The sequence below is a fragment of the Pseudomonas sp. 37 R 15 genome (genome assembly GCF_900004865.1).
Taxonomy (GTDB): domain Bacteria; phylum Pseudomonadota; class Gammaproteobacteria; order Pseudomonadales; family Pseudomonadaceae; genus Aquipseudomonas; species Aquipseudomonas fluorescens_AM.
On the sequence record NZ_CVTV01000010.1, the window covers coordinates 37,849 to 62,803 of the forward strand.

Consider the following 24,955-nt stretch of genomic DNA (forward strand, 5'->3'; position numbering starts at 1 on the left):
TGCTTTAATGTACGGTGGCGCGGCAGGCCTGCCACCGAATTTCGAATTACGAGAAGTGAAACCACTACCATGATGCGCAGCCACTATTGCGGCCAATTGAACGAGACCCTGGAAGGTCAGGAAATCACCCTTTGCGGATGGGTTCACCGTCGCCGCGACCACGGCGGGGTGATCTTCCTCGATATCCGTGATCGTGATGGTCTGGCCCAGGTGGTGTTCGATCCCGACCGCGCCGAGAGCTTCGCTGCCGCCGACCGCGTGCGTAGCGAATACGTCGTGAAGATTACCGGCAAGGTGCGCCTGCGCCCGGCCGGTGCGGTGAACAAGAACATGGCGTCCGGCGGCATTGAAGTGCTGGGCTATGAGCTGGAAGTGCTGAACGAGTCGGAAACCCCGCCGTTCCCACTCAACGAATATTCCGACGTTGGCGAGGAAACTCGCCTGCGCTATCGCTTCCTGGACCTGCGTCGCCCGGAAATGGCCGAGAAGCTGCGTCTGCGCTCGCGCATGACCACCAGCATCCGCCGCTTCCTCGACGAGAACGGCTTCCTCGACGTCGAAACCCCGATCCTGACCCGCGCCACCCCGGAAGGTGCGCGTGACTACCTGGTGCCTAGCCGTACCCACCCAGGCAGTTTCTTCGCCCTGCCGCAATCGCCGCAATTGTTCAAGCAACTGCTGATGGTGGCCGGCTTCGACCGTTACTACCAGATCGCCAAATGCTTCCGTGACGAAGACCTGCGCGCCGACCGCCAGCCTGAATTTACCCAGATCGACATTGAGACCAGCTTCCTCAATGAAAAAGAGATCATGGGCCTCACCGAACAGATGATCCGCAACCTGTTCAAGGAAGTGCTGGACCTGGAATTCGGTGACTTCCCGCACATGACCTTCGAAGAAGCCATGCGCCGCTACGGTTCCGACAAGCCGGACCTGCGCAACCCGCTGGAACTGGTGGACGTGGCCGACCAGCTGAAAGAAGTCGACTTCAAGGTGTTCAGCGGCCCGGCCAATGACCCGAAATGCCGCATCGCCGCCCTGCGCGTGCCGGGCGGCGCGAGCATGCCGCGCAAGCAGATTGACGACTACACCAAGTTCGTCGGCATCTACGGTGCCAAGGGCCTGGCGTACATCAAGGTCAACGAGCGCGCCAACGGCGTTGACGGCCTGCAATCGCCGATCGTTAAAAACATTCCGCTGGACAACCTCAACGCGATCCTCGATCGCGTCGGTGCAGTCGATGGCGACATCGTGTTCTTCGGTGCCGACAAAGCCAAGATCGTCAGCGAGGCCCTGGGCGCGCTGCGCATCAAGCTCGGTCACGACCTGAGCCTGCTGACCTGCGAATGGGCGCCGATGTGGGTTGTCGACTTCCCGATGTTCGAAGAAAACGACGACGGCAGCTTCAGCGCCTTGCACCATCCGTTCACCGCGCCGAAGTGCTCCCCGGCCGAGGTGGAAGCCAACCCGGCCGGCGCGCTGTCCCGTGCCTACGACATGGTGCTCAACGGCACCGAGTTGGGTGGCGGTTCGATCCGTATCCACCGCAAAGAGATGCAGCAAGCGGTGTTCCGTCTGCTGGGCATCAACGAAGCGGAACAGGAAGAGAAGTTCGGCTTCCTGCTCGACGCGCTCAAATACGGTGCGCCGCCCCACGGTGGCCTGGCGTTCGGCCTGGACCGCCTGGTGATGCTGATGACCGGCGCCCAGTCGATCCGTGAAGTGATTGCGTTCCCGAAAACCCAGAGCGCCGCGGACGTCATGACCCAGGCCCCGGGTGTGGTGGATGCCAAGGCACTGCGCGAACTGCACATCCGTCTGCGCGAGACGCCGAAGGCTGAGTAAGGCTGCTGCGTGAAAGCGCGATAAGGTTGTAAGCAGTCAAAAAGGCGCATCTTCGGATGCGCCTTTGCGTTTGAAAGAGGGAAATCTCGCCGGCGGCGGGATTGATAGGTTTCTAGAGAATTTCGGAGTTGTGTTATGGCTGGCCATTCCAAGTGGGCGAACATCAAGCACCGCAAAGAGCGTCAGGATGCCAAGAAAGGCAAGATCTTCACCAAGTGGATTCGCGAACTGACCGTCGCCGCCCGCCAGGGTGGGGGTGACCCGGGTTCCAACCCGCGCCTGCGCCTGGCGCTGGACAAGGCGCTGGGCGCCAACATGAGTCGCGACATCATCGACCGCGCCGTGGCCCGTGGTGCTGGTGCGGCCGATACCGACGACATGGTCGAATTGACCTATGAAGGCTACGGCCCGGGCGGCGTGGCGGTGATGGTCGAATGCATGACCGACAACCGCAACCGTACCGCTGCAGCGGTGCGCCATGCCTTCAGCAAGTGCGGCGGCAACCTGGGGACCGACGGTTCGGTGGCCTACCTGTTCGAGCGCAAGGGGCAGATTACCTTTGCACCGGGCACGGATGAAGACGCGCTGATGGAAGCGGCGATGGAGGCGGACGCCGACGACGTCGTCACCCACGAAGATGGCTCTATTGACGTATTCACCTCGTTCGCCAGCTTCTACTCAGTGCGCAATACCCTGGAAGCCGCAGGCTTCAAGGGCACCGATGCGGAAATCGTGATGCTGCCGACCACCAGCGCCGAACTTGACCTGGACGGTGCGCAGAAGGTGTTGAAGCTGCTGGATATGCTCGAAGACCTGGATGATGTGCAGAATGTGTATTCGAATGCCGACATCCCGGAATCCGTGGCTGAACAGCTAGGCTGAGAAAAATGTCGTTCAAAATGTGGGAGGGGGCTTGCCCCCGATGAGGGAGTGTCAGTAGGCACATTTGTGACTGACCCACCGCCATCGGGGGCAAGCCCCCTCCCACATTGGGTTCTCGGTGTATCAAAAAATATGTTTATTTAATCCGCAGGCGTTATGACTTTAATCCTAGGTATCGACCCCGGTTCGCGCATCACCGGTTTTGGCGTGGTGCAACAGACTCCGCGCGGCTGCGTGTATGTCGCCTCGGGCTGCATCCGCACCGGCGCGGGGGAATTGGCCGAACGCCTGCAGATCGTCTATCGCGGGGTGCGGGAAGTCATCCAGACCTACGGTCCGGTGACCATGGGCATCGAAAAAGTCTTTATGGCCAAGAATGCCGATTCGGCGTTGAAGCTCGGCCAGGCGCGTGGTGCGGCCATCGTGGCGGGGGCCGAGGAGGGCATGGAAATCGCCGAATACACCGCGACCCAGGTCAAGCAGGCCGTCGTGGGTACGGGTGGGGCGAATAAAGAGCAGGTGCAGATGATGGTCATGCACATGCTCAAACTCACCTCGAAACCCCAGATCGACGCCTCCGACGCCCTGGCCATCGCCATTTGCCACGCCCACACCCGCTCCAGCCTGCTGCCCCATGGTTTGGGCGCGGCACGCAGTCGTGGCGGACGCCTGCGTCTCTGATAGCATCATCGCAATCGTTATTTCCGGTCAGGCCTGCTCTGACCCCAAGCTTTAAGGATCTGAACCGTGATTGGACGCTTGCGCGGCACCCTGGCTGAGAAACAGCCGCCGCACCTGATTCTGGATGTGAATGGATTGGGTTATGAGCTTGAAGTGCCCATGACCACCTTGTACCGCTTGCCTTCGGTCGGCGAGCCGATAACCTTGCACACGCATTTAGTCGTGCGCGAAGACGCGCAACTGCTCTATGGTTTCATCGGCAAGCGCGACCGCGACTTCTTCCGCGAGCTGATTCGGCTTAACGGCGTCGGGCCGAAATTGGCCCTGGCATTGATGTCGAGCCTGGAAGTGGATGAACTGGTACGTGCCGTTTCAGCCCAGGACACCTCGGCCCTGACCAAGGTGCCGGGTGTGGGCAAGAAAACCGCCGAGCGCCTGCTGGTGGAACTGAAGGACCGTTTCAAGGCCTGGGAAGTGGTGCCGAGCATGTTCGCCCTGGTACCGAACCAGCCGGATATGCCGGCAGGCCAGGTCGCCAGTGCCGAAAGCGATGCGGTCAGTGCGTTGATTTCCCTGGGCTACAAGCCGCAGGAGGCCAGCAAGGCGGTATCGGCCATCAAGGACAAGAACCTGAGCAGTGAAGACATGATCCGCCGAGCCCTGAAGGGAATGATTTAAGTGATAGAAGCTGATCGTCTGATCGCGGCCACCGGTCCGCGCGACCGTGAAGAAGTCCAGGACCGCGCCATCCGCCCCCTGAGCCTGGCCGACTACATCGGCCAGCCCACCGTGCGCGAGCAGATGGAGCTGTTCATCCAGGCCGCACGCGGGCGCAGTGAGTCGCTGGATCACACGCTGATCTTCGGCCCGCCGGGCCTGGGTAAGACCACCCTGGCCAACATCATCGCCCAGGAAATGGGCGTGTCGATCAAGTCCACGTCCGGCCCGGTGCTGGAGCGCCCTGGCGACCTGGCCGCGTTGCTGACCAATCTGGAGCCTCACGACGTCCTGTTCATCGATGAGATCCACCGGCTGTCGCCGATCGTCGAGGAAGTGCTGTACCCGGCGATGGAGGACTTCCAGCTCGACATCATGATCGGTGAAGGCCCGGCGGCCCGTTCAATCAAGCTCGACCTGCCGCCGTTCACATTGGTGGGTGCCACGACCCGCGCGGGCATGTTGACCAACCCGCTGCGAGACCGTTTCGGCATCGTTCAACGTCTTGAGTTCTATAGCACGGCAGACCTTGCGACCATCGTCAGCCGTTCGGCGAGCATCCTTGGCCTGCCGCTGGACCCGGAAGGCGCGTTCGAAATCGCCCGGCGCGCCCGCGGTACACCACGGATCGCCAACCGCTTGCTGCGCCGTGTGCGCGATTTTGCCGAGGTGCGCGCCAAGGGGCATATCACCAAGGCGGTCGCGGACCTGGCCTTGAATCTGCTGGATGTGGACGAACATGGCTTCGATCATCAGGACCGGCGTCTGCTCCTGACCATGATCGAGAAGTTCGACGGCGGCCCGGTGGGCGTGGACAGCCTCGCTGCCGCCATCAGTGAAGAGCGTCACACCATCGAGGATGTGCTGGAGCCCTACCTGATCCAGCAGGGCTACATCATGCGCACGCCGCGGGGCAGGGTGGTGACGCGGCATGCCTATCTGCACTTTGGGCTAAACATCCCGTCACGATTGGGAGACATGCCTGTGGTAGACGAATTTCTCGATGCAGTGGACGATTAAAAAATTTGTAGGAGCGAGCTTGCTCGCGAAAAACGCCAACGATAACGCAGTGTGTCTGGTTATACGCGGCGGCCTCAGGTCCTTCGCGAGCAAGCTCGCTCCTACAGGGTATTTGCCATGTGGGGTGATTTATCCGAGCTTTGTGCTGTCCCAGTGTCTGGTGTCGTCATTTGAGTCACTGAAGAAAGTTTCAGGAATGAAAAAACAGTTGTCCAGCCGGATTGGCAACCTGAGGAGTAAGCACTAGAGTATGCGCGCGCAAAACGGGGATCAGTCGTTCGCACATCGCTGTCGCGTTTATTACGAGGACACTGATGCCGGCGGCATCGTTTATTACGTCAATTACCTGAAATTCATGGAACGGGCTCGAACCGAGCGGCTCAGGGAGCTGGGCTTTGCCCAATCCACGCTGGCAGGGGAGGACCTGTTATTCGTCGTGCATTCCAGCGAGGCGCGTTACCACGCACCGGCGCGACTGGACGATGAGTTGCTGGTCAGCGCTGAAGTCGTCGAATTGAACCGTGCCAGCCTGCGATTCAAGCAGCAGGTCAGGCGGGCTACGGATGCAACGCTGCTCTGTGAGGGGCAGTTCCTGGTGGCGTGTGTACGCACCAACAGTTTGAAGCCTCGGGCCATTCCCGAAACTCTACGTGCGGCCTTTGCTGCCGTGAGCGGCGCGGGTAAACAATCAAAGCAGGAGATTTAGCGTGGAACCTACCGTCGTCGACCATTCCTCGATGTGGAGCCTGGTCAGTAATGCCAGTGTCGTGGTGCAACTGGTCATGCTGACCCTGGTGGCCGCATCGGTTACCTCTTGGGTCATGATTTTTCAGCGCAGCAACTTGCTGCGTGCCGGTCGACGCGCCCTGGAGAGCTTCGAGGAGCGCTTCTGGTCGGGTATCGACCTGTCCAAGCTGTATCGCCAGGCCGGCAGCAATCCGGACCCGGATTCGGGCGTCGAGCAAATCTTCCGCGCCGGCTTCAAGGAGTTCTCGCGCCTGCGCCAGCAGCCGGGCGTTGATCCGGAAGCCGTGATGGAAGGCGTGGCCCGCGCCATGCGCGTGGCCATCTCCCGCGAAGAAGAGAAGCTGGAGCAAAGCCTGCCGTTCCTGGCGACCGTCGGCTCCGTCAGTCCGTACATCGGCCTGTTCGGTACCGTATGGGGCATCATGAACTCCTTCCGCGGTCTGGCCCAGGCCCAGCAGGCGACCCTGGCCACCGTGGCCCCGGGCATTGCCGAAGCCCTGATCGCTACCGCGATCGGCCTGTTCGCCGCTATCCCCGCAGTAATCGCCTACAACCGTTTTGCCGCCACCAGCGAAACCTTGATCGGCCGTTACTACACCTTCGCCGATGAATTCCAGGCGATCCTGCACCGTAAAGTGCACACCAGCGAAGAATAAGCAGGTAATTCCCAATGGCTTTAATCGCTCGAGCTCGCAAAAAGCGCAAGCCGGTCGCCGAGATGAACGTAGTGCCCTACATCGACGTGATGCTGGTGCTGCTGGTCATCTTCATGGTGACCGCGCCGATGCTCAACCAGGGCGTGAAGGTTGATCTGCCCAAGGTTTCCAGTGAAGCCTTGCCGCAGGACAACAACACTCAGGTCCTGACCATTTCGATCAAGGCTGACAAGACCTACTACTGGAACCTTGGCAGCGAAGTCGACACGCAGAAGCAGCAGGACAAGGCCTTGACCTTGCCGGCGATGACGGATGCCGTGACCAAGATCATTCGCTCCGGCAACGAAGGCGGCAAGCACACCCAGGTGTTCATCCGCGGTGACAAGTCGGTCGACTACGGTTCCGTCATGGGCGCCATGGGCGGGCTGCAGAAGGCCGGCGTGGGTAACGTTGGCTTGATTACCGAGGCACCCTGATGCAGCAACAGCGAGAGCCGTCCGCCTCGGAAAGCTACTTCTGGCCTGGCGTGTGGGCAATTGCCCTGCACGTGCTGGTGTTCGGCATGCTGTTCGTCAGCTTTGCCATGACCCCGGACCTGCCGCCAGCCAAGCCGATCGTGCAGGCGACCCTGTATCAGCTGAAATCGAAAAGTCAGGCCACCACCCAGACCAATCAGAAGATTGCGGGTGAGGCCCAGAAGTCGGCTGCGCGCCAGACCGAAGTCGAGCAGATGGAACAGAAGAAGGTCGAGCAGGAAGCGGTGAAGGCTGCTGCGGAACAAAAGAAAGAAGAGGCGGCTCAAAAGGCCGAGGAATCGAAAAAGGCTGACGAAGCCAAGAAAGCCGACGAAGCGAAAAAGGCTGATGAAGCCAAGAAAGCCGAGAAAGCCGCCGAAGCCAAAAAGGCCGAAGAGAAACAATTGGCTGATATAGCCAAGAAGAAGTCCGAAGAAGAAGCCAAGAAAGCTGCCGAAGAAGAGGCCAAGAAAAAGGCCGCTGAGGAAGCCAAGAAAAAGATCGTCGAAGACGCGAAGAAGAAAGCCGCCGAAGACGCCAAGAAAAAAGCTGAAGCAGACGAGGCGAAGAAGAAAGTCGCCGACGACGCGAAGAAGAAAGCTGCCGCCGACGCCTCCAAGAAAAAGGCCCAGGAAGCAGCCCGTAAATCCGCCGAAGAGAAAAAGGCCCAGGCCCTGGCAGATTTGCTTTCCGACACGCCGCAGCGTCAGCAAGCCTTGGCCGATGAACGTGGCGATGAAGTCGCGGGCAGTTTTGACGACCTGATCCGGGCGCGGGCAGCGGAAGGCTGGACACGTCCACCTTCGGCACGTAAAGGCATGACAGTAGTGCTGCAGATCGGCATGTTGCCGGACGGTACGGTGACTTCGGTCAGCGTGGCCAAGTCCAGTGGTGACGGTTCGTTCGACAGTTCGGCGGTTGCCGCAGTCAAGAATATTGGCCGGTTGACCGAGATGCAGGGAATGAAACCAAGCGACTTCGCTCCCTATCGTTCATTCAAGATGACATTCACACCTGAGGATCTAGCCTTGTGAGAAACCTTCTTCGAGGAATGCTTGTCGTTATTTGCTGTATGGCAGGGATAGCGGCGGCGGATGAAAAGAACATCCTGGTTACCAGCGGCAGCGATCGGGCCACCCCGATCGCGGTAGTACCGTTCGGCTGGCAGGGCGGCAGCGTGCTGCCGGATGACATGGCCCAGATCGTCAGCGACGACCTGCGCAATTCCGGCTACTACGCACCGATTCCAAAGGGCAACATGATCAGCCAGCCCAACCAGGCCAGCGAAGTCGTGTTCCGTGACTGGAAAGCGGTGGGCGCGCAGTACCTGATGGTCGGCAACATCACGCCGGCCGGCGGTCGCCTGCAAATCACCTACACCTTGTTCAACGTGGCCACCGAGCAGCAGGTCCTGACCGGCAACGTCTCCGGCACCGCTGAACAACTGCGTGACATGGCCCACTACATTTCGGACCAGTCGTTTGAAAAACTCACCGGTATCAAAGGGGCGTTCTCGACGCGCCTGTTGTATGTGACGGCTGAGCGTTTCTCTGTAGACAACACTCGCTACACCCTGCAGCGTTCGGACTACGACGGTGCGCGTGCAGTGACCTTGTTGCAGTCGCGTGAGCCGATCCTGTCGCCGCGCTTCGCGCCGGACGGCAAGCGTATTGCCTACGTATCGTTCGAACAGAAGCGTCCACGTATCTTCGTCCAGCACATCGATACCGGCCGTCGTGAGCAGATCACCAACTTCGAAGGCCTCAACGGTGCACCGGCCTGGTCGCCGGATGGTTCGCGCCTGGCATTCGTGCTGTCCAAGGACGGCAACCCGGATATCTACGTGATGAACATGGCCTCGCGTCAGCTCTCGCGTGTGACCAGCGGCCCAGGTATCAACACCGAACCGTTCTGGGGTAAAGATGGTTCGACCATCTATTTCACCTCTGACCGTGGCGGCAAGCCTCAGGTCTACAAGGCAAATGTGAACGGTGGCGGCGCGGAACGTGTGACATTTATTGGTAACTACAACGCCAATCCCAAGCTTTCGGCCGATGAAAAGACGTTGGTAATGATTCACCGTCAGGATGGTTTCACTAATTTCCGGGTTGCGGCCCAGGATTTGCAGCGCGGAACCGTGAAAATCCTTACAGATACCAACCTTGATGAGTCAGCCACTGTTGCGCCCAACGGCACCATGGTAATCTACGCCACCCGCCAGCAGGGCCGGGGAGTCTTGATGCTCGTGTCCATCAACGGACGCGTAAGGCTCCCGCTTCCTACCGCACAAGGCGAAGTCAGAGAACCATCCTGGTCCCCTTACCTGAACTGACGCGGCGCTACAAAAAGAAGTACTTAACACACTGGGGTTCATTAGGAGTTTCACGATGGAAATGCTGAAGTTTGGTAAGTTTGCTGCTCTGGCTCTGGCTCTGTCCGTAGCCGTTGGTTGCTCCTCTAAAGGCGGCGACAATGCCGGTGAAGGCGCAGCTGTTGATCCAAACGCTGGTTACGGCGCTAACACTGGTGCAGTCGACGGCTCCCTGAGCGAAGAAGCTGCTCTGCGCGCGATCACCACTTTCTACTTCGAATACGACAGTTCGGACCTGAAGCCAGAAGCCATGCGCGCTCTGGACGTTCACGCCAAGGACCTGAAAGCTAACGGCGCTCGCGTTGTTCTGGAAGGTAACACTGACGCCCGTGGTACTCGTGAGTACAACATGGCTCTGGGCGAGCGTCGTGCGAAAGCCGTTCAGCGCTACCTGGTACTGCAAGGTGTTGCTCCAGGCCAACTGGAACTGGTTTCCTACGGTAAAGAGCGTCCAGTTGCAACTGGCAACGACGAGCAGTCGTGGGCTCAGAACCGTCGCGTCGAACTGCGTAAGTAATTCGTCATGCGAACGTGCCGTCGTGCTCTGACTGTATTGGCTCTCAGCCTCGCACCGCTTGCGGTGTGGGCTGCGGTTCCTGTAACGGATAGCAACTCTGGCTATAACAATAGCGGCAGCAGTTATCCGCCAGCGGGTTATGGCACGAACGGCGCCTATGCTGGGGGGGCGGCTACGGCCGCGCCCTCGGCACAGGGCGAGCTGTTCAACCAGCTGCAACGCATGCAGGATCAATTGGCCCAGCAACAAGGCGCCATTGAAGTTCTGCAGAATCAAGTGAATCAACTCAAGCAAGAAGGCCTGGAACGTTACCAGGATCTTGATCGACGTATTGGAGCCGGTGTTGCACCTGCCGCTACTCCTGATAATTCTTCTGCCGGTGGCGCGCCCAGTGCCGCTGCCGGTGGTGCTGCTGCTGGTGGCGCAGTAGCGGGGGCCGCAGCGGCTGCCCCTGCCGCGAGCAGCGAACCGGGCGATCCGGCGAAGGAAAAACTGTATTACGATGCAGCCTTCGACCTGATCAAGGCCAAGGACTTCGATAAGGCCAGCCAGGCCTTTACCGCGTTCCTGCGCAAGTACCCCAATAGTCAGTACGCGGGCAATGCCCAGTACTGGTTGGGTGAGGTCAACCTGACAAAAGGTGATTTGCAGGGGGCGGGCCAGGCGTTTGCCAAGGTCAGCCAGCTGTACCCCAAGCATTCCAAGGTGCCGGACTCGCTGTATAAACTGGCTGACGTAGAACGCCGCCTGGGTCATACCGACAAGGTCAAAGGCATTCTGCAGCAGGTGGTTGCCCAGTATCCGGGCTCCTCCGCCGCGCAGCTGGCCCAGCGGGATCTGCAACGCTTGTAGGCAATGCAGCCCGTTTAGAAGAAACCCGCGCCTGGCGCGGGTTTTTTCGTTAGAATCCACGCCCTTTTATGACACACGCTTCCTGGGGTTGACGCGTTGGCGCGATCCCTTGAAGTGCCTGACGGAGGCGGACAGCCTGTTTAGCTGTTACGCCCGTGGCGACTATGCAAGACACATTACGTATTACCGAAGTTTTTTACTCGTTGCAGGGTGAAACGCGCACTGCCGGCCTGCCTACCGTATTCGTACGACTCACTGGCTGCCCCTTGCGTTGTCAATACTGTGACAGCGCCTATGCCTTCAGCGGCGGCACCCTACGCACCCTGGATGACATCCTAGAGCAGGTTGCCGGTTACCGGCCGCGCTACGTCTGTGTGACGGGCGGCGAGCCATTGGCGCAACCCAATGCCATCCCCTTGCTTAAACAGCTGTGTGACGCAGGCTACGAGGTGTCGCTGGAAACCAGCGGCGCCTTGGATATCTCTGCGGTAGATCCGCGTGTCAGCCGAGTGGTCGATCTGAAGACCCCTGACTCCAAGGAAGCCCACCGCAATCGCTACGAGAACATGGACTTGCTGACGGCTAACGATCAGGTCAAGTTCGTCATCTGCTCTCGTAATGATTATGACTGGGCGACTTCCAAGCTGATCCAGTATGGGCTTGAACGTCGAGCAGGGGAGGTGCTGTTCTCCCCGAGTCATCACGACCTCAACGCGCGCGAGCTTGCGGACTGGGTAGTGGCGGATAACCTGCCGGTGCGTCTGCAATTGCAGTTGCACAAATACCTGTGGAACGACGAACCAGGTCGCTGATGCGGCTGATGAGAAGGCTGTGGAAGGCCTTCAAACCGCGCCATTTTTAGCTTCAATGCGTTATTTCTGATTTTTTCAAATAAGGTGTTGAATAATCCTTAGAAATCAGTATTATACGCGCCACCACACAGCGGGTCGTTAGCTCAGTTGGTAGAGCAGTTGGCTTTTAACCAATTGGTCGTAGGTTCGAATCCCACACGACCCACCATTTTTGGCGGTTTAGAAAATCCGGAAGGCCCACGCAAGTGAGGATTTCCGGGTTTTTTTTTGCCTGTCATTCCGCATCGCCAAATCGACACGCATTGCGCCGTGATCGGTTCATCTCGCTGGTTAGCCCATACACATTCCTGAACGGCAGAACGCTGGGGAACATTGCGCTCAATACGCGTGCCGATGTGTGCCGGCTGCATCAGAACCGTCTTATGTCAATGCTCAAGGATTCGCTGCAACTTAAGCAGGTACCCGAACGGGCGCTCGATTTCGACCGGATGCCGGTGGCCTTCCTTGCACGGTTTATCGCGATTCACGTCTCGGACCATGGGTGGCGATTAACCGGTCAGGAACAGCGCACTGCAAAGGGGTACGTCTATCTTAAGCAAATCGACTTATCTGAACAGCAGAGGAACTTTCTTGTGCAACAGTTTGAACCCGATACTTTGGTCCGCAATCCAGTGGGCAATCCTGTCGTCGCGAGTGTCACGGTGAAGAGCGATGCGCGCAGCGTGTGGAATGTCGTTGGGGATTTCGCCGGTTTCGCAACGTTTATCCCTGCGCTGGCGCATATCGAAATGACGGGCGAGGGCGTGCGTTCGGTGCGCAAGAAACTGTTCAAGGACGGCAATGTGGTGATTGAGCAACTCAATACCCATGACGATCAAGCGATGGCCATGACCTGGTCACTGCTCTACACCTCGCTGAACATCGGCAACCTCTGGGCGGTGATGCAGGTTGTGCCTGACGGTGACAACCAGAGCCAGGCGACCTGGACCATCATTGGTCAGCCGCACACTGGCAGCAAGGAGGACGTGCCGGCATTCGAGGCGTTCCTGCAGGGTTTTGCCGACGATGCGATGAAGAACGTGCAGGCGCTCTTCAACGGATGAGCAACAGGTGCCGGGGCGCCCACCGTGCCGGCACTGTCGGGTGAACGGTTAAAACGCAAAAGGCCATTCGCGAGAATGGCCTTTTTTTGTTGCGAACCGATAATCAGCCGCCTGCTGATTGCTCGTTCAACAGGAAGGCGTGCAGCGCTTCCATCGTCATGCTCCCCAAGTCTTCGCCTGCGCGCGAGCGCACGGTGACAGTACCGTTTTCTTTTTCGCGCTCACCGACCACGAGCAAGTAAGGCACGCGTTGAAGAGTGCTTTCACGAATCTTGTAGCCGATTTTCTCATTGCGCAGATCAGCTTCCACCCTGAACCCAAGCTGGACCAGGTCATTGCGTGTCTGGTCGGCATAATCGTTCTGTGCATCAGTGACCGTCACGACGATGGCCTGCACCGGCGCAAGCCAGAGCGGGAACTGACCGGCATGGTGTTCGATGAGAATGCCAAGGAACCGCTCCAGAGAGCCCACGATTGCGCGGTGCAGCATGACCGGCTTGCGTCGTTGCGAATGCTCATCGACGTATTCGGCGCCCAGGCGATCCGGCATGTGATAGTCGACCTGCATCGTGCCTACCTGCCATTCACGCCCGATGGCGTCACGCAGGTGGTACTCGATCTTGGGGCTGTAGAACGCGCCTTCGCCCGGCAGTTCTTCCCACTCCACATCACACTCGGACAGGGCTTCACGCAACAGGTTTTCGGCCTTGTCCCACACTTCGTCGCTGCCCAGGCGTTTGCCTGGCTCAGGACGCAGTGCGATTTTTACCGCAATGTCAGTGAAGCCGAAGTCGGCATAAACCTTGACTGCCTGGTAATGGAACGCCTTGATCTCGGCCGCGATTTGCTCTTCGGTGCAGAAAATGTGCCCGTCATCCTGGGTAAATGCGCGCACCCGCATAATGCCGTGCAAAGCGCCCGAAGGCTCGTTGCGGTGGCAGCCGCCGAACTCGCCGTAACGGATCGGCAGTTCACGGTGGCTGCGCAGGCCATGCTTGAAGATTTGGATGTGGCCGGGGCAGTTCATCGGTTTGAGTGCGTACTGGCGGTTTTCGGACTCAGTGACAAACATGTTTTCTTTGTAGTTGTCCCAGTGCCCTGATTTCTTCCACAGGGTGCTGTCGAGTACTTGCGGCGACTTGACTTCACGGTAGCCGCCATCGCGGTAAACCCGGCGCATGTACTGTTCGACCGTCTGCCACAACGACCAGCCCTTGGGGTGCCAAAAGACCATGCCTGGCGCTTCTTCTTGTTGGTGAAACAAGTCGAACTGTTTTGCCAGTTTGCGGTGATCACGCTTTTCAGCTTCTTGAAGTTGATTCAAGTAGGCCTTGAGCTCTTTTTCGTTGCCCCAGGCAGTGCCGTAGATACGGCTGAGCATGATGTTGTTGGAGTCGCCGCGCCAGTAGGCGCCAGCCACTTTCATCAGTTTGAAGGCGCCAAGCTTCGCTGTGTTGGGCACATGCGGCCCACGGCACAGGTCGGTGAACTCGCCCTGGGTATAAAGTGAGAGCGTTTCCCCGGCGGGTATGGCGTCGATGATTTGCGTCTTGTAGCTTTCGCCCAGTTGTTCAAAAAACGCCAGTGCTTCATCCCGTGGTAATTGCGTACGGGTAACCGGTAGTTGTTCTTTGACGATCCTGGTCATTTCGGCTTCGATGAGCGGAAGATCGTCCATTGTGAAAGGACGAGGTGCCACGAAGTCGTAATAGAAGCCATTATCAATAACGGGGCCTATCGTTACTTGCGTGCCGGGGTACAGGCGCTGAACCGCCTGTGCCATCAAGTGGGCCGTCGAATGGCGTATCAGCTCCAGCGCTTGCGGGCTTTTGGTCGTGACAATCTCTACGGTAGCGTCTGTTTCCAGGAGGTAGCTGGCATCGACCAGCGTGCCGTCGACCTTGCCGCCAATCGTCGCGGCAGCGAGGCCTGCGCCAATGGATTGAGCCAGCTGTTGCACAGTCAAAGCTTCTGGAAAATCTCTGCGACTGCCGTCCGGTAGAGCGATAGTGACCATATGTAAGGGTGCTCGAATATTAATAGTTTCTAACGGGTGAATGCATCGTGTATAGGCACATGAGCTTATAAGCAACACATCCTGTGTATGCTGCCTGAGCGTCTGGAACTGCGGTGTGCAACCATATCACGATATGTTCCATACATATTCATTGGCGAGATAGGGTTTCATTTTGTTAGTGGTTTCCAACCATTCCCGGTAGGGGTCACTGGCTTTGACGATGCCGCTGCCGGCGTAGACATGAATGTGCGATTCGGTGAGCTTGACCGTGCGAATGGCCAGCGCGAAGTTGGCATCATCTCCCAGGGTGAAGTAACCAAGCCCACCGGTAAAAAAGCCGCGGTCGATTTGTTCATAGCGACGAATACGTTCGCCGCAGACGGCCAAGGGTTTCCCCCAGATCGTGGCGGGTGGATAGACCGCCGCCAAGGCATCGAATACGTTCAGCCCTGCTTTTACCGTGCCACTGATCAAGCTCTTGAGGTGTTGCACATAACCCAGGTCGATTACGCTGCGCGACTCGCGCAAGTCCAATGAGCCGTTCTCGCAGACCGTGGCCAGCTGTTCAAGAAAGAGCCCGGCTGCGGTTTCATGCTCCTCGAGTTCCTTCAGGTCGCTGGTGAGTTCGTGCCGATAGCGGGCGTTTTTTTCACCCTCGCTCGAGCCTTTGCGGGTTCCCGCCAAAGGCTCGACAACCAGCAGGTCGTTGTCCTTGCGCAGCAGCGTCTCGGGTGAAATACCGACCCAGGCCACCTGGTCGGCCCATCGGAAGACGAATTCGTAATGCGGGTTGGGGCGCGGTGCCACCAGGCGCAGCAGCAGTGCGGGTGAAATTGGCCGTTCGAGGGTCAGTTTGACTTCACGGCCAATGACCACTTTGTCTGCATCGGTGCAGGCAAGCTCGTTCAACAAACCGACCAGATCGTTGACGTAGTCGGCACACGCAGGAATGTCTTCGCGTTGGGTGATGCGCGGGTTGGCCGTTGGCGTGAAGTCTGCCGCAGAGGCGATGAGGCGCTCGTCGATGGCGTACCAGATATCGTCGTGCAGACAGCTGAACGTCAGCTGCTCGTCGCTGATCCGGCAGAATAGCCGGGGCAGGGTGAAGACCAGTGGTTCACTCAAGTGTTCGGGATGGGTTGCGCAACGCCAGCCTCCGAGGAAAGTCGCAGAAGCGGGCAAGCCATGCTTTTGCATCAACCATGGGCATAGCTGCTCCACAAAGCGGGCCACCGCATCAAACAACTGTTCATGGAACAATCGCGAAGCGTCCAGTGCCAGCGTCTGCGCCAGACACACCGCCTCCTCGTGCTGCAACTGCAGGTTCAGGTGCGCCCCATCATGGGTGACCACTACGCGAAACTCACTGCCCAGGCCGACCATCGACGTTCGCACGCCGTCGGTATGCTGGCTGAACAAGCCCATGAACTCACCGGCCAGCTTCGGAAAAAGCCGCTCCAATACCGGTAACAACGCGGCGCCCAGTTCGTGTGCGTTCAGGTTTGGATAAGGGTTGGCGTAGCTCGACTGTTTAGGGGTATTCATCGAGACTCCCGATAGGCATGGGCCAGATGACTGCATAGCTGCAAGGTTTTTTGAAAATCGAAGAAGGGCACTGCGTCTTCATGGCGCTCAGGGGCCGCAAGACTCGAGGCGTGGCTGCGAACTTCCAGGGCGATGCCACTCAACCGGCTGTCGAGGGTCCTGTGCAGATTCAGGGTCTGATCCCATTGCTGGGCGACGCTTTGGGTCAGGCTGCAGGTCGCTGGGTGCGCGGTGTGCCTATTGAGTGGGTCACATAACCAGATTACGGGTGATCGTTGTGTCTGCAGGGCGCGGATCGCTTCGCCCACTGCTTGGGTGCCATCTGCGGTATTGGCAATCAGGAGGATTTTGCCCGTTTGACGCTCAGGGTTGAGGCGCTCCACGATGTTGACCAGCGTGTGCGTATCCAATGGCCCCCCGAGGCGAAGGGCGATAGGGTTGTCCAGGCCACGGGCAAATTCCACGTAGCAACTGTCGCTGAACAGGTTGCACGCCTCGATCCACAGTAACGATGCACTGGAGGCATAGAAACCCGAGTGACGGGTGCGACGTACCAGGGCTTCTTCATAGTCCAGATGCGCGCACTCATGGCTGGTATGGATCGCCGATGCCTTGGCGCGCAACCGCTGCATTGCCGCTTCAGTGGCCTCGTAAGCCCACAGCAGGCGGTTGGCGTCCGGGCGCCTGGCCCACGGCGTTGGCGCCTGGCAGTTGACCATGTCGCCAAAGTAGCGATCCAGCGTGATGCCGTCGACGAGTTCTGTGGCGTCAGGTTGGGTGTGCGCATAACTGCCGGCGACCGAGCCGATTGCCAGTACTGGCAGGCCCAGCATCAATGCGAGGTAGCGGCTCAACGATTCAACCGTCTTGAAGCGTTGATCGAACGTGGCGTGAGTAACATCGTTCAGGCTTTGTTCACGTTGGCCCATCAGCTGCACGAACGTGTGCCCTTGCGCTGCGTGCACGAGTGCCCGTCGCAGCCGGACAATGTCGTCTTCACTGACCAGCCCGGGCAGCCGTGACAGTTGCTTGAGCACGGCGGGCAGCTGCTTGCCTTGATAGTTAGGCATGTGCCGGCGCTCTTTATCGCGCCAGCTTCCCGGTCGCCAGGATTGCGACGCGTATACCGAATCGAGATTCAACACTTCAAGCCTCCAGGCAGTACTCGACATCAATGGCGATAGGCGACTCACTCAAAGGTGGCCCCACCGTCAACGACCAGGTTTTGCAGGGTTATGTGGTTCGCATCGCCAGACAGCAGAAAGGCCACTACCGCAGCAATATCCTGCGGCTCGGCGATTTTTTGCAGCGGAATCCCGAGTCGATATTGCCCGGGATCGCCCGCTATGATGCGCTGCTCGGTCTGCGGTCCTTCACCGGCAATGGTTGCCAGCATGGAGGTGCGGGTCGAGCCGGGCGATACGACATTGCAACGAATTCCCTGAGCGGCGAACTCCAGGCCTATGCACCGGGTGAGCATGGCTGCCGCGGCCTTGGACGAACAGTAAGCGCCCATGTTGATGCGCGGCGTGCTGCCGGCATTGGAGGCAACCGTAACGATTGCGCCTTGACCCCGTTCGGCCATACGACTGGCCACGGCCCTGGAGACGAAGAAGGTACCGTGGACATTCACCTCAAAGGTCGTTTGCCATTCTTCGGCTGACGTAGTGGCAATGCTCTTGGCGACCAGCACACCGGCATTGTTGACCAGCCCGGTCAGCGGGTACTGGTTGTCAATGGCGGCAATGGCCACTTCCACTTCGTGGGGCCGGGTGATATCGACCACCTTCGGATGCAGCCTGGGTGAGCGTTGTTCGTCTGCCAGCGCTGCCAATGCCTGGGCGTTGTTGTCCAGGGCAAACACATCGGCGCCTTCCTGGAGCAGCAGGCGGGTGATGGCGGCACCGATACCCTGGGCCGCGCCGGTAACGACAATCGACTGATGTTCGAAACGGTTCATGGCTGCTCGCACTCCGTCACAGGCATCCGCGCGCTGAGCAGTTCCCACCAGGCGGTAAACCCGGGCCGTTCGGCAAGCTCCATGAAGCTCACGTCAATGCCGCGCTTGCGCCATTTCTCACTGAGCGTCAGCAGGCGAACCGAGTCGACTCCAGCCTCTTGAGGCGACTCGAGTTCGGCAAGCTCCTCCGTGGGGATGCGCAGTATCGCGGCAATCTCGGCATAAAAATCCGCTTTGTCGTAGATCAGCTTGCCCTGGGTCATCGTGCCTTCCCCAGTTCTGCCAGCATGTCGTCGCAGGACATGATTTTGCTGGAGCAACTGGCCATATGGCGTATCGCCATTTCATGCAAGTCCAGAGAGAAGTCGCCCATGGCATCCGCCACCACGAAGGGCTGGATGTCGCACATGAATGCTTCGGTCGCCGTGACCAGGCAACCGATGTGGGCATACACACCACAGATAATCAGTTGGTCGCGCCGGCCCTCCTGCAAACTCTTGAGAAGAGGCGATTTGGCAAAGGCGCTGTAGCGATGCTTGACCAGCACCTCGTCGCGCTCGGCGGTGGGTTCAAGCCCTGCGACGATGTCCTTGGCGTTGCCTTCCTCGGGCATGCCCGGCCCCCAGAAGTCCGTCAGCAAGCCGCGGTCGTCACTGGATTGGTTGCCCGGCTGGGCGGTGTAATACACCGGAATATTCAGCGCATGGCAGCACTCCTTGATGGCGGCGATACGGTGTATCACGCCATCGATGAACGCCTTGGAGGCGTAAGGCGCCAGGAAGTAATTCTGCATATCGTGGATCAACAGCGCCGCACGGGACGGCTCGACGGTCCAGTCCAACGGTTTGCGTTGCAGTGCCACTTCGCTCGGTGCGCGGTATTCCATGATTTTCGGGATTGCCATTATTCAGTCCTTGTAGGTTCAGGTGCCAGTTAAGCCTTGGGTTTATTGGCCCAGTTGTACTCGCAGTAATTTCTTGTCGATCTTGCCCAGCGTGGTCTTGGGCAACGACGGGACCAGATGAACCTGATCCGGCACTTTGAAGGCCGCTATGCCTTGCTGGCGAACGAACGACTTGAGGGCGCTGGCAGTCAGCTGCGCGCCGGGCGCCAATACGACCACGGCGCACGACACCTCACCCAGGTACTCGTCCGGCAGCCCGATGATCCCGGCCTCCAGAACGCCTGGATGAGCAAGCAGATAACCTTCTATTTCTTCTGCGGCGATTTTTTCGCCGCCGCGGTTCACTTGGTCCTTGATGCGGCCGGTGACCACCAGGTAGCCGTCATCGCGGAACACCACGACATCCCCCGTGCGGTAGAAACCATCTGGCGTGAAGGCCCTGGCATTGTGTTCCGGCGCGTTCAGGTAGCCGCGGATGGTGTAGGGGCCGCGTACCAGCAATTGCCCGGCGACCCCATTGGCCACGGGCTCATCGTTTTCGTCGACGATCAGGATTTCATCGCCACTGCTGATCGGGCGTCCCTGGGTATGCAACACGTGCTCCTCGGTGTCACCCACTGCCGTGTAGCAAACCAGGCCTTCGGACATGCCATAGACCTGCTGCAGCTGGCAGTCGAACGAGGTGGCAAGCCGCTCGGCGACGTCATCGCTCAGGCGCGCGCCTCCGACCTGCAGCAACTGCAGGCTGGACAGGTCATGGTCGCGGGAGGCATGCAGCCAGGCCTGGGCCAGGCTTGGAACCACCGACGTCAGTGTCACGCGCTCGCGCTCTATCAGGGCAAAGGCGGCTGAACCGCTGGGGTCCGAGGTCATGACGACGCGCCCGCCGGCGTACAGCACGCCGAGGAAGCCCGGCGAACTGAGCGTGAAGTTATGCCCGGCAGGCAGCACGCACAGGTACACGCTGTCGCTGTCCAGTTGGCAGATCCGGGCGCTGGCCTTGAAGCTGTAAAGGTAGTCGTCATGGCGGCGCAGGATGAGTTTGGGCAGTGCCGTGCTGCCGCCGGACAAGGTGATAAGCGCAGGCTCGCGCGAACTGCGCTGCGGCCAGGCGGCGGTGCGTCCGTACAGGTTGGCGAACGGGACGAACCCTTCGGCATCACCGACCACGATGACCTGCTTGATCGACGCAATCTGCTGCGTGAGCTCGGTTGCGATACGCCGGTAATCGAAACCCAGCGCCTGGTCCTTGATCACGTAGGCGATCGCACCTGAAATCTCAAAGATGTGCGTGATTTCGTTCAGGCGATCCGAGGGCAACGCAAACACCGGAATCGCGCCAAGGCGAAACAGGCCGAAGATGGTTTCGATGAACTCCAGGGAGTTCGGCAATTGCACAACCACTCGGTCACCGGCCTTCACACCGAGGGTGGCGAAGCCGTCGGCAATGCGGTCGGCATTGCTGTCCAGTTGCGAATAGCTCAGGTTCCGATCGCCGTCGGTAACGGCTACCCGCTGCGGGGCGAGCAGTGCGTGGCGGGTGAGGATGGCGCCGAGGGTTTCCCCGGTCCACCAGCCACTGGCGCGGTAGCGAGACTCGAACGCTTCGGGCCAGTAAGGTGCATCGAGCCCTTCGGTCGGTGCAGGAGGACTGATAAGCGCCTCGTGGTCGTGGGCTTGTGTGCGGGCCAGGCATTCGCTGTGACTGGCCGGGCCGAACAGGGCAGTCCAGCCAGCCGGCGTGGGCGCAAACTCAGGCCACAAGGAAAGCTGGCGGGCATCGTTGGCGAGCAGGCTGAAACGGCCCTCGACATCATCGAACGGGTTATGAAACGCGCGCAGGGCACGGGGCGCACGCACGGGTGCAACCGGGTTGAGGTGCTTATAGTTCGCCAGCAACACCTGCGCCAACGGTTCGGCAAGATCGGTCACGAAATAATGCCCGCCGCCTTCGATCACTGACAGCGTCACGTCCGAGGAGTACATCTGCCAATCCTTGTAGCGCTCCTCATAGTCGGGCGTGAGCGGGTCCATGTCGCCGACGATTACATGAATGGGGGCTTGCAGCGTTTGCCGGTTCAGCGCTTCCTCGGCGAAAAAGCGCGCCGTCTGGGTAGCGTCATGCTTGGTCATGCGCGCGATGCTTGCCATGCTGGCATCGTCGAGGACTTCCTTGAATCCGCCGATCTGCTGCAGGAAATCAATAATGTTTTCGCCGCTCTGGTCGGCAACCCTGGCCTGCACGTCGACCGGGTCCTGATCCAGCAGCATACCGCCAATCACCAGGGCCTTGAGGTCGGCGCCGGCCTGTTCGAGGCGGCGTGCGATTTCGATGGCGGTGGCGTTACCGGCGCAGTGCCCGTAGACGATAATCGGCCCGCTCAACGTGGCGAGAATTTCCTGGGTCGCGGCATCAGCGACGACTTCCAGCGCTTGCATGCCTTCGTCCGGGCGCATGATGTCGTGCCCCGGCAAGTTCACCGAGACACAGTTGAAGACACTCGACAGCTGGTTGACCAGGTTACGGTAGGCAAACGCATTGCCGCCGGCAAATGGAACGCAGACCAGGTTCAAGCGCTCTTTCTTTGCGCTCTTGTCGAACGCATGCAGCCAGTTGACCGCGCCTTGCGCGTCGTTGTCTTGATGATCGCGCAGGTAGTCTGCGTTGGCCCGGGGGGTGGGGTGGTCGAACAGTTCGGTGACCGGCAGTCCCAGGTCCCGGCAGATCCGAATGGCTTTGATTGAATCGCCGCCGATATCGAAGAAGTTGTCATCGATGCCGAGGGTGTCTATCTCCAGTTGCTCACTCCAGGCGGCCAGCACTCGCTCGTCCAACTCATCGCGTGGCGCTTCGACCTGGCGTGCGCCCGACAGGGCAATGGTCGGCAGGGCCTTGCGATCAACCTTGCCGCTCAAGGTGACGGGCAGGCGCTCTTGCACGCCGATGGCGCCGGGCACCATGTAGGACGGTAACCGCTCGCGCAGATAGTCGCGCACCTGTGCGGTGTCGATATCCTCGCAACGGCAGGTGGCTTTGGGGACGACGTGCGCCACCAGCTTGGGATCGCCCGAGGCGTCGGTCACCACCAATGCAATGGCGTCGGACAACAGCGGGTGGCCACGCAGTTGGGTTTCGATTTCGCCCAATTCAATGCGATAACCGCGGACCTTGACCTGCTGGTCGGCCCGCCCGATGTATTCCAGTACGCCACCCTCCTGCAATGCCGCCACGTCACCGCTGCGGTACATGCGCTCACCGGGGGCACCGAAAGGGTCGGCCACAAAACGCGTGGCATCCAGGTCCTGGCGATTGAGGTAACCACGGGCGAGGCCTGCGCCCCGTACGTACATCTCGCCATAACCGCCCACGGGTACCGGACGCAGCGCGTCATCCAGAACCTTGATGTCCAGGTCATCGTAGACCGTGCCGATCAGGCTGCCCTGGTTGGTCTGCACCTGTTCCAGCGTGACGAACTGGTACGTCGCGTTGATGGTCGTTTCGGTGATGCCATACAGGTTAAGCAAGCGCGTCCGGCTGTGACCGTAGTGTTCGAACCAGGGTTTGAGCCGGCTCAAGTCCAGCGCTTCGCCGCCAAAGCACTGGTAGCGCAGATTCAGTCGAGCGGCCAGCGCTGGCTGATCGGCCTGGGCCTCCATGAAACGGTAGAACGCAGAGGGGATCTGGCCGAATACCGTCACCTGCTCCTGCACCACCAGTTCCAGCAGTTTTTCCGGGTCGCGGGTCGTGTCCACCGGTACCAGCACCAGGCGGCCGCCATGCGCGAATGCGCCCCACATTTCCCACACGGAAGCGTCGAAGATGTAGCCGTGACAGGCCGTCCACACGTCGCTGCTGCGGTAATCAAACCAGTGATGGGTGTTTTCGAACAGACGCACGACGTTGTGGTGGGTGATGCACACGCCTTTGGGTTTGCCCGTCGAACCTGAGGTGTAGATGATGTAGGCCAGGTCGTTGGCACGAGGGCCCGATTGCAGGTTGTCGATCGATTGCTGTTGCACCGCATCCATGCACGATGGGGTGTCGATCACCATGACCTTCACGTCGCTGCCCGAGACCAGCGCCTGGCTGGACTGGTCGCAGATCACCAGTGTCGGGCAGGTGTCCTCAAGAATGGTGGTGATGCGTTCGGCGGGTGCATCCGGGTCCAGTGGCACGTAATGCGCGCCGGCCTTCAATACGCCAAGGATGCACACAAAGGTTTGGACCGAGCGCGCCAATAGCAGCGCGACCGGTTGGGGGCTGGTTTGCCCGGTCTGGTCCTGGATCAAATGGGCAAGACGGTTGGCGCGTTGGTTCAGCGCCTGATAGGTGAGGTGTTCGCCGTTGAAGGTCAGGGCGATGGCGTCCGGAGTCGCGTGGACGGCGCGCTCAAAGCGTTCGACCAGGGTCTGCGCCAGCGTATGCGCCTGGTTGACCGGGCTGAAGCAGGCATTGCCTTGGGCGTAGCCCGGGTCTGTTGCATCGTAGGCGTCCAACTGCCCCAATGGCGTGTCGCTGGCCGCGGCGAAACGTTCGACAAAGTCGATGAACCGTTGCACGTGCCGTTCAAGGGCAGCGCGGCTGTACAGCGCCGGGTTGGCCATGGCAATGATGTTCAGCGTTTTATCGTCGGCCGGGGTTTGGATCAGCAGCGAGAGATCATCGGCCGGGCCTGCGCTGAGCACATGGACCTCGCCGGGAACGCCATCGAACGACAGCTTTGCGGAGAAGAAATCGATGTTGATTTGCGGTCCGGTCAGGCGTCGGTTGTCCCCCAGCAGGTTGCAATCGCGGCGGATGTCTTCGGCCCGATAGCGCTGATGAGGGCGCATGCGGTCCAACTGTGCCTGCACGCTGGCGACCAGTTGCTCAACGCTTTGGCCGGGTTTGATGTCCAGGCGCAGCGGCAGCACATTGGCCAGGGTGCAGGGCACGTTGATTGCGCCCGTGGCGAAGCGGTTCATCATGGGGACGCCAACGGTCACCTGTCGGTAACCCGTGCTACGCCCGACAAACGCGCCAAAGGCCGCCAACAGCACGTTGACCCATTGCGAATCCATGGCCTCGGCGCGTTCGCGCAAGCTGGCCATGATGGATTCGTCCAGCACCCGGCGATGTTGGATGGCCTGGTAGGACGGCTGAGCGACATCACTGTTGAGGCTGGCCACTTCGGCCATGTCCTGGCAGTGCTGCTGCCAGAATGCACGGTCCTGTGCAAAGGCCGGCGATGCGCGCCAGGCCTGCTCGTTCTCCAGCACCTGCCGAACACTGCCGAAAGGCGATGGCGAGCAGAGGTCCGGGGCTTGCCCGTAGAGGTCGGCAACGCGTTTGAACAGCATGGAGAGCGCAACGCCATCCATGACGATATGGTGGGTTTTGAAGTACCAATAGTTGACGTTGGGCGCCACCTGTAGCAGCGCGCTGGAGAAGATCGGGCCGCTCGTCAGGTCAGTGGGACGGGCCAGGTCGCTCTCCATCCAGCTGCGCGCTTGCTCGGCATCCACTGCCAGCACGTTGAGCTCGACGGCCACTTGGGCGAGGATGGTCTGGGTCAGCGCGCCGCCCTGAGTCTCGTCTTCATGAAAGCGCGCACGTAGTGCTTCGATGTCGTCCACCGCCCGCTGCAGGGCGTGCTGAAGTCGCTGGGGATCGATATCGCCGCTCATTTCGATATAGCTGGCAACGTTGTAGGCGGGGCTTTGCGGATCGAATTGATGCCCCATCCAGATCGACTGTTGGGCAGATGTCAAAGCAGTGGTGAATGAGGCTGACATGCCAGTTTAACTCCGGTCGGAAATGGTAAATGCAAG

The 24,955-nt window shown here is 59.6% G+C and carries 21 protein-coding genes and 1 tRNA gene; 15 read left to right on the forward strand and 7 right to left on the reverse strand.

Annotated elements, in window-relative coordinates; genetic code table 11:
* Window positions 1-69: 69 nt before the first annotated feature.
* The 15 genes from aspS (at window position 70) to BFQ04_RS01960 (ending at window position 12,718) form a co-directional block, all read left to right on the forward strand.
* Window positions 70-1,845, forward strand: coding sequence for an aspartate--tRNA ligase (gene aspS, locus BFQ04_RS01890; RefSeq protein WP_065949330.1), 1,776 nt, complete (start codon window positions 70-72; stop codon window positions 1,843-1,845).
* A gap of 135 nt (window positions 1,846-1,980) precedes the next feature.
* Window positions 1,981-2,727: a YebC/PmpR family DNA-binding transcriptional regulator gene (locus BFQ04_RS01895; protein WP_065949331.1), complete on the forward strand. Its 747-nt coding sequence runs from the start codon at window positions 1,981-1,983 to the stop codon at window positions 2,725-2,727.
* 156 nt (window positions 2,728-2,883) lie between these two features.
* Window positions 2,884-3,408 (forward strand): crossover junction endodeoxyribonuclease RuvC, encoded by a 525-nt coding sequence (ruvC, locus tag BFQ04_RS01900; RefSeq protein WP_019821257.1) that lies wholly within the window; start codon window positions 2,884-2,886, stop codon window positions 3,406-3,408.
* Between the two features lie 66 nt (window positions 3,409-3,474).
* Window positions 3,475-4,086 carry a Holliday junction branch migration protein RuvA gene (gene ruvA, locus BFQ04_RS01905; RefSeq protein WP_003175802.1) on the forward strand — a complete coding sequence of 204 codons (612 nt, stop codon included), beginning with the start codon at window positions 3,475-3,477 and terminating at the stop codon, window positions 4,084-4,086.
* Window positions 4,087-5,145 (forward strand): Holliday junction branch migration DNA helicase RuvB, encoded by a 1,059-nt coding sequence (gene ruvB / locus BFQ04_RS01910; protein WP_065949332.1) that lies wholly within the window; start codon window positions 4,087-4,089, stop codon window positions 5,143-5,145.
* Window positions 5,146-5,395: 250 nt separating this feature from the next.
* A complete protein-coding gene (gene ybgC / locus BFQ04_RS01915) occupies window positions 5,396-5,851 on the forward strand; it encodes a tol-pal system-associated acyl-CoA thioesterase (protein ID WP_065949333.1) in 456 nt (151 codons plus the stop codon).
* A 1-nt stretch (window position 5,852) separates the two neighbouring features.
* Window positions 5,853-6,548, forward strand: a complete 696-nt coding sequence (gene tolQ / locus BFQ04_RS01920) for a protein TolQ (RefSeq protein ID WP_015885609.1) — start codon at window positions 5,853-5,855, stop codon at window positions 6,546-6,548.
* A 23-nt stretch (window positions 6,549-6,571) separates the two neighbouring features.
* Window positions 6,572-7,024, forward strand: a complete 453-nt coding sequence (tolR, locus tag BFQ04_RS01925) for a protein TolR (RefSeq protein WP_161793227.1) — start codon at window positions 6,572-6,574, stop codon at window positions 7,022-7,024.
* The gene (tolA, locus tag BFQ04_RS01930; protein ID WP_034115767.1) at window positions 7,024-8,097 is read left to right on the forward strand and encodes a cell envelope integrity protein TolA; all 1,074 of its coding nucleotides are present in this window, start codon (window positions 7,024-7,026) and stop codon (window positions 8,095-8,097) included. The genes tolR and tolA overlap by 1 nt, the downstream gene beginning before the upstream one ends.
* Before the next feature lie 17 nt (window positions 8,098-8,114).
* Window positions 8,115-9,395, forward strand: a complete 1,281-nt coding sequence (tolB, locus tag BFQ04_RS01935) for a Tol-Pal system beta propeller repeat protein TolB (RefSeq protein ID WP_065887603.1) — start codon at window positions 8,115-8,117, stop codon at window positions 9,393-9,395.
* Between the two features lie 55 nt (window positions 9,396-9,450).
* The gene (gene pal / locus BFQ04_RS01940; protein ID WP_003193861.1) at window positions 9,451-9,951 is read left to right on the forward strand and encodes a peptidoglycan-associated lipoprotein Pal; all 501 of its coding nucleotides are present in this window, start codon (window positions 9,451-9,453) and stop codon (window positions 9,949-9,951) included.
* Window positions 9,952-9,957: 6 nt separating this feature from the next.
* Entirely contained in the window at window positions 9,958-10,803 is an 846-nt protein-coding gene (ybgF, locus tag BFQ04_RS01945; protein WP_065949334.1) for a tol-pal system protein YbgF, read from the forward strand.
* A gap of 164 nt (window positions 10,804-10,967) precedes the next feature.
* Window positions 10,968-11,615 carry a 7-carboxy-7-deazaguanine synthase QueE gene (gene queE / locus BFQ04_RS01950; RefSeq protein WP_065949335.1) on the forward strand — a complete coding sequence of 216 codons (648 nt, stop codon included), beginning with the start codon at window positions 10,968-10,970 and terminating at the stop codon, window positions 11,613-11,615.
* Window positions 11,616-11,747: 132 nt separating this feature from the next.
* Window positions 11,748-11,823: transfer RNA gene (locus BFQ04_RS01955), tRNA-Lys, on the forward strand.
* Between the two features lie 424 nt (window positions 11,824-12,247).
* Window positions 12,248-12,718 carry an SRPBCC family protein gene (locus BFQ04_RS01960; protein WP_065949336.1) on the forward strand — a complete coding sequence of 157 codons (471 nt, stop codon included), beginning with the start codon at window positions 12,248-12,250 and terminating at the stop codon, window positions 12,716-12,718.
* A 103-nt stretch (window positions 12,719-12,821) separates the two neighbouring features.
* On the opposite strand, the gene thrS is transcribed toward BFQ04_RS01960, so the two are convergent.
* The 7 genes from thrS to BFQ04_RS01995 all read right to left on the reverse strand — a co-directional run bounded on the left by thrS (window position 12,822) and on the right by BFQ04_RS01995 (window position 24,919).
* Entirely contained in the window at window positions 12,822-14,735 is a 1,914-nt protein-coding gene (gene thrS / locus BFQ04_RS01965) for a threonine--tRNA ligase (RefSeq protein ID WP_065949337.1), read from the reverse strand.
* Between the two features lie 126 nt (window positions 14,736-14,861).
* Window positions 14,862-16,280 carry a chorismate-binding protein gene (locus tag BFQ04_RS01970; protein ID WP_065949338.1) on the reverse strand — a complete coding sequence of 473 codons (1,419 nt, stop codon included), beginning with the start codon at window positions 16,278-16,280 and terminating at the stop codon, window positions 14,862-14,864.
* Entirely contained in the window at window positions 16,277-17,452 is a 1,176-nt protein-coding gene (locus tag BFQ04_RS01975) for a 3-deoxy-7-phosphoheptulonate synthase (protein ID WP_083217903.1), read from the reverse strand. The genes BFQ04_RS01970 and BFQ04_RS01975 overlap by 4 nt, the downstream gene beginning before the upstream one ends.
* Before the next feature lie 17 nt (window positions 17,453-17,469).
* Window positions 17,470-18,240 carry a 2,3-dihydro-2,3-dihydroxybenzoate dehydrogenase gene (locus BFQ04_RS01980; RefSeq protein ID WP_065949340.1) on the reverse strand — a complete coding sequence of 257 codons (771 nt, stop codon included), beginning with the start codon at window positions 18,238-18,240 and terminating at the stop codon, window positions 17,470-17,472.
* Window positions 18,237-18,503 carry a phosphopantetheine-binding protein gene (locus BFQ04_RS29810; protein WP_065949341.1) on the reverse strand — a complete coding sequence of 89 codons (267 nt, stop codon included), beginning with the start codon at window positions 18,501-18,503 and terminating at the stop codon, window positions 18,237-18,239. Before BFQ04_RS29810 ends, BFQ04_RS01980 begins: the two co-directional genes overlap by 4 nt.
* A complete protein-coding gene (locus BFQ04_RS01990; protein WP_065949342.1) occupies window positions 18,500-19,144 on the reverse strand; it encodes an isochorismatase family protein in 645 nt (214 codons plus the stop codon). The genes BFQ04_RS29810 and BFQ04_RS01990 overlap by 4 nt, the downstream gene beginning before the upstream one ends.
* Window positions 19,145-19,186: 42 nt before the next feature.
* A complete protein-coding gene (locus tag BFQ04_RS01995) occupies window positions 19,187-24,919 on the reverse strand; it encodes a non-ribosomal peptide synthetase (RefSeq protein WP_065949343.1) in 5,733 nt (1,910 codons plus the stop codon).
* Between the last annotated feature and the right edge of the window lie 36 nt (window positions 24,920-24,955).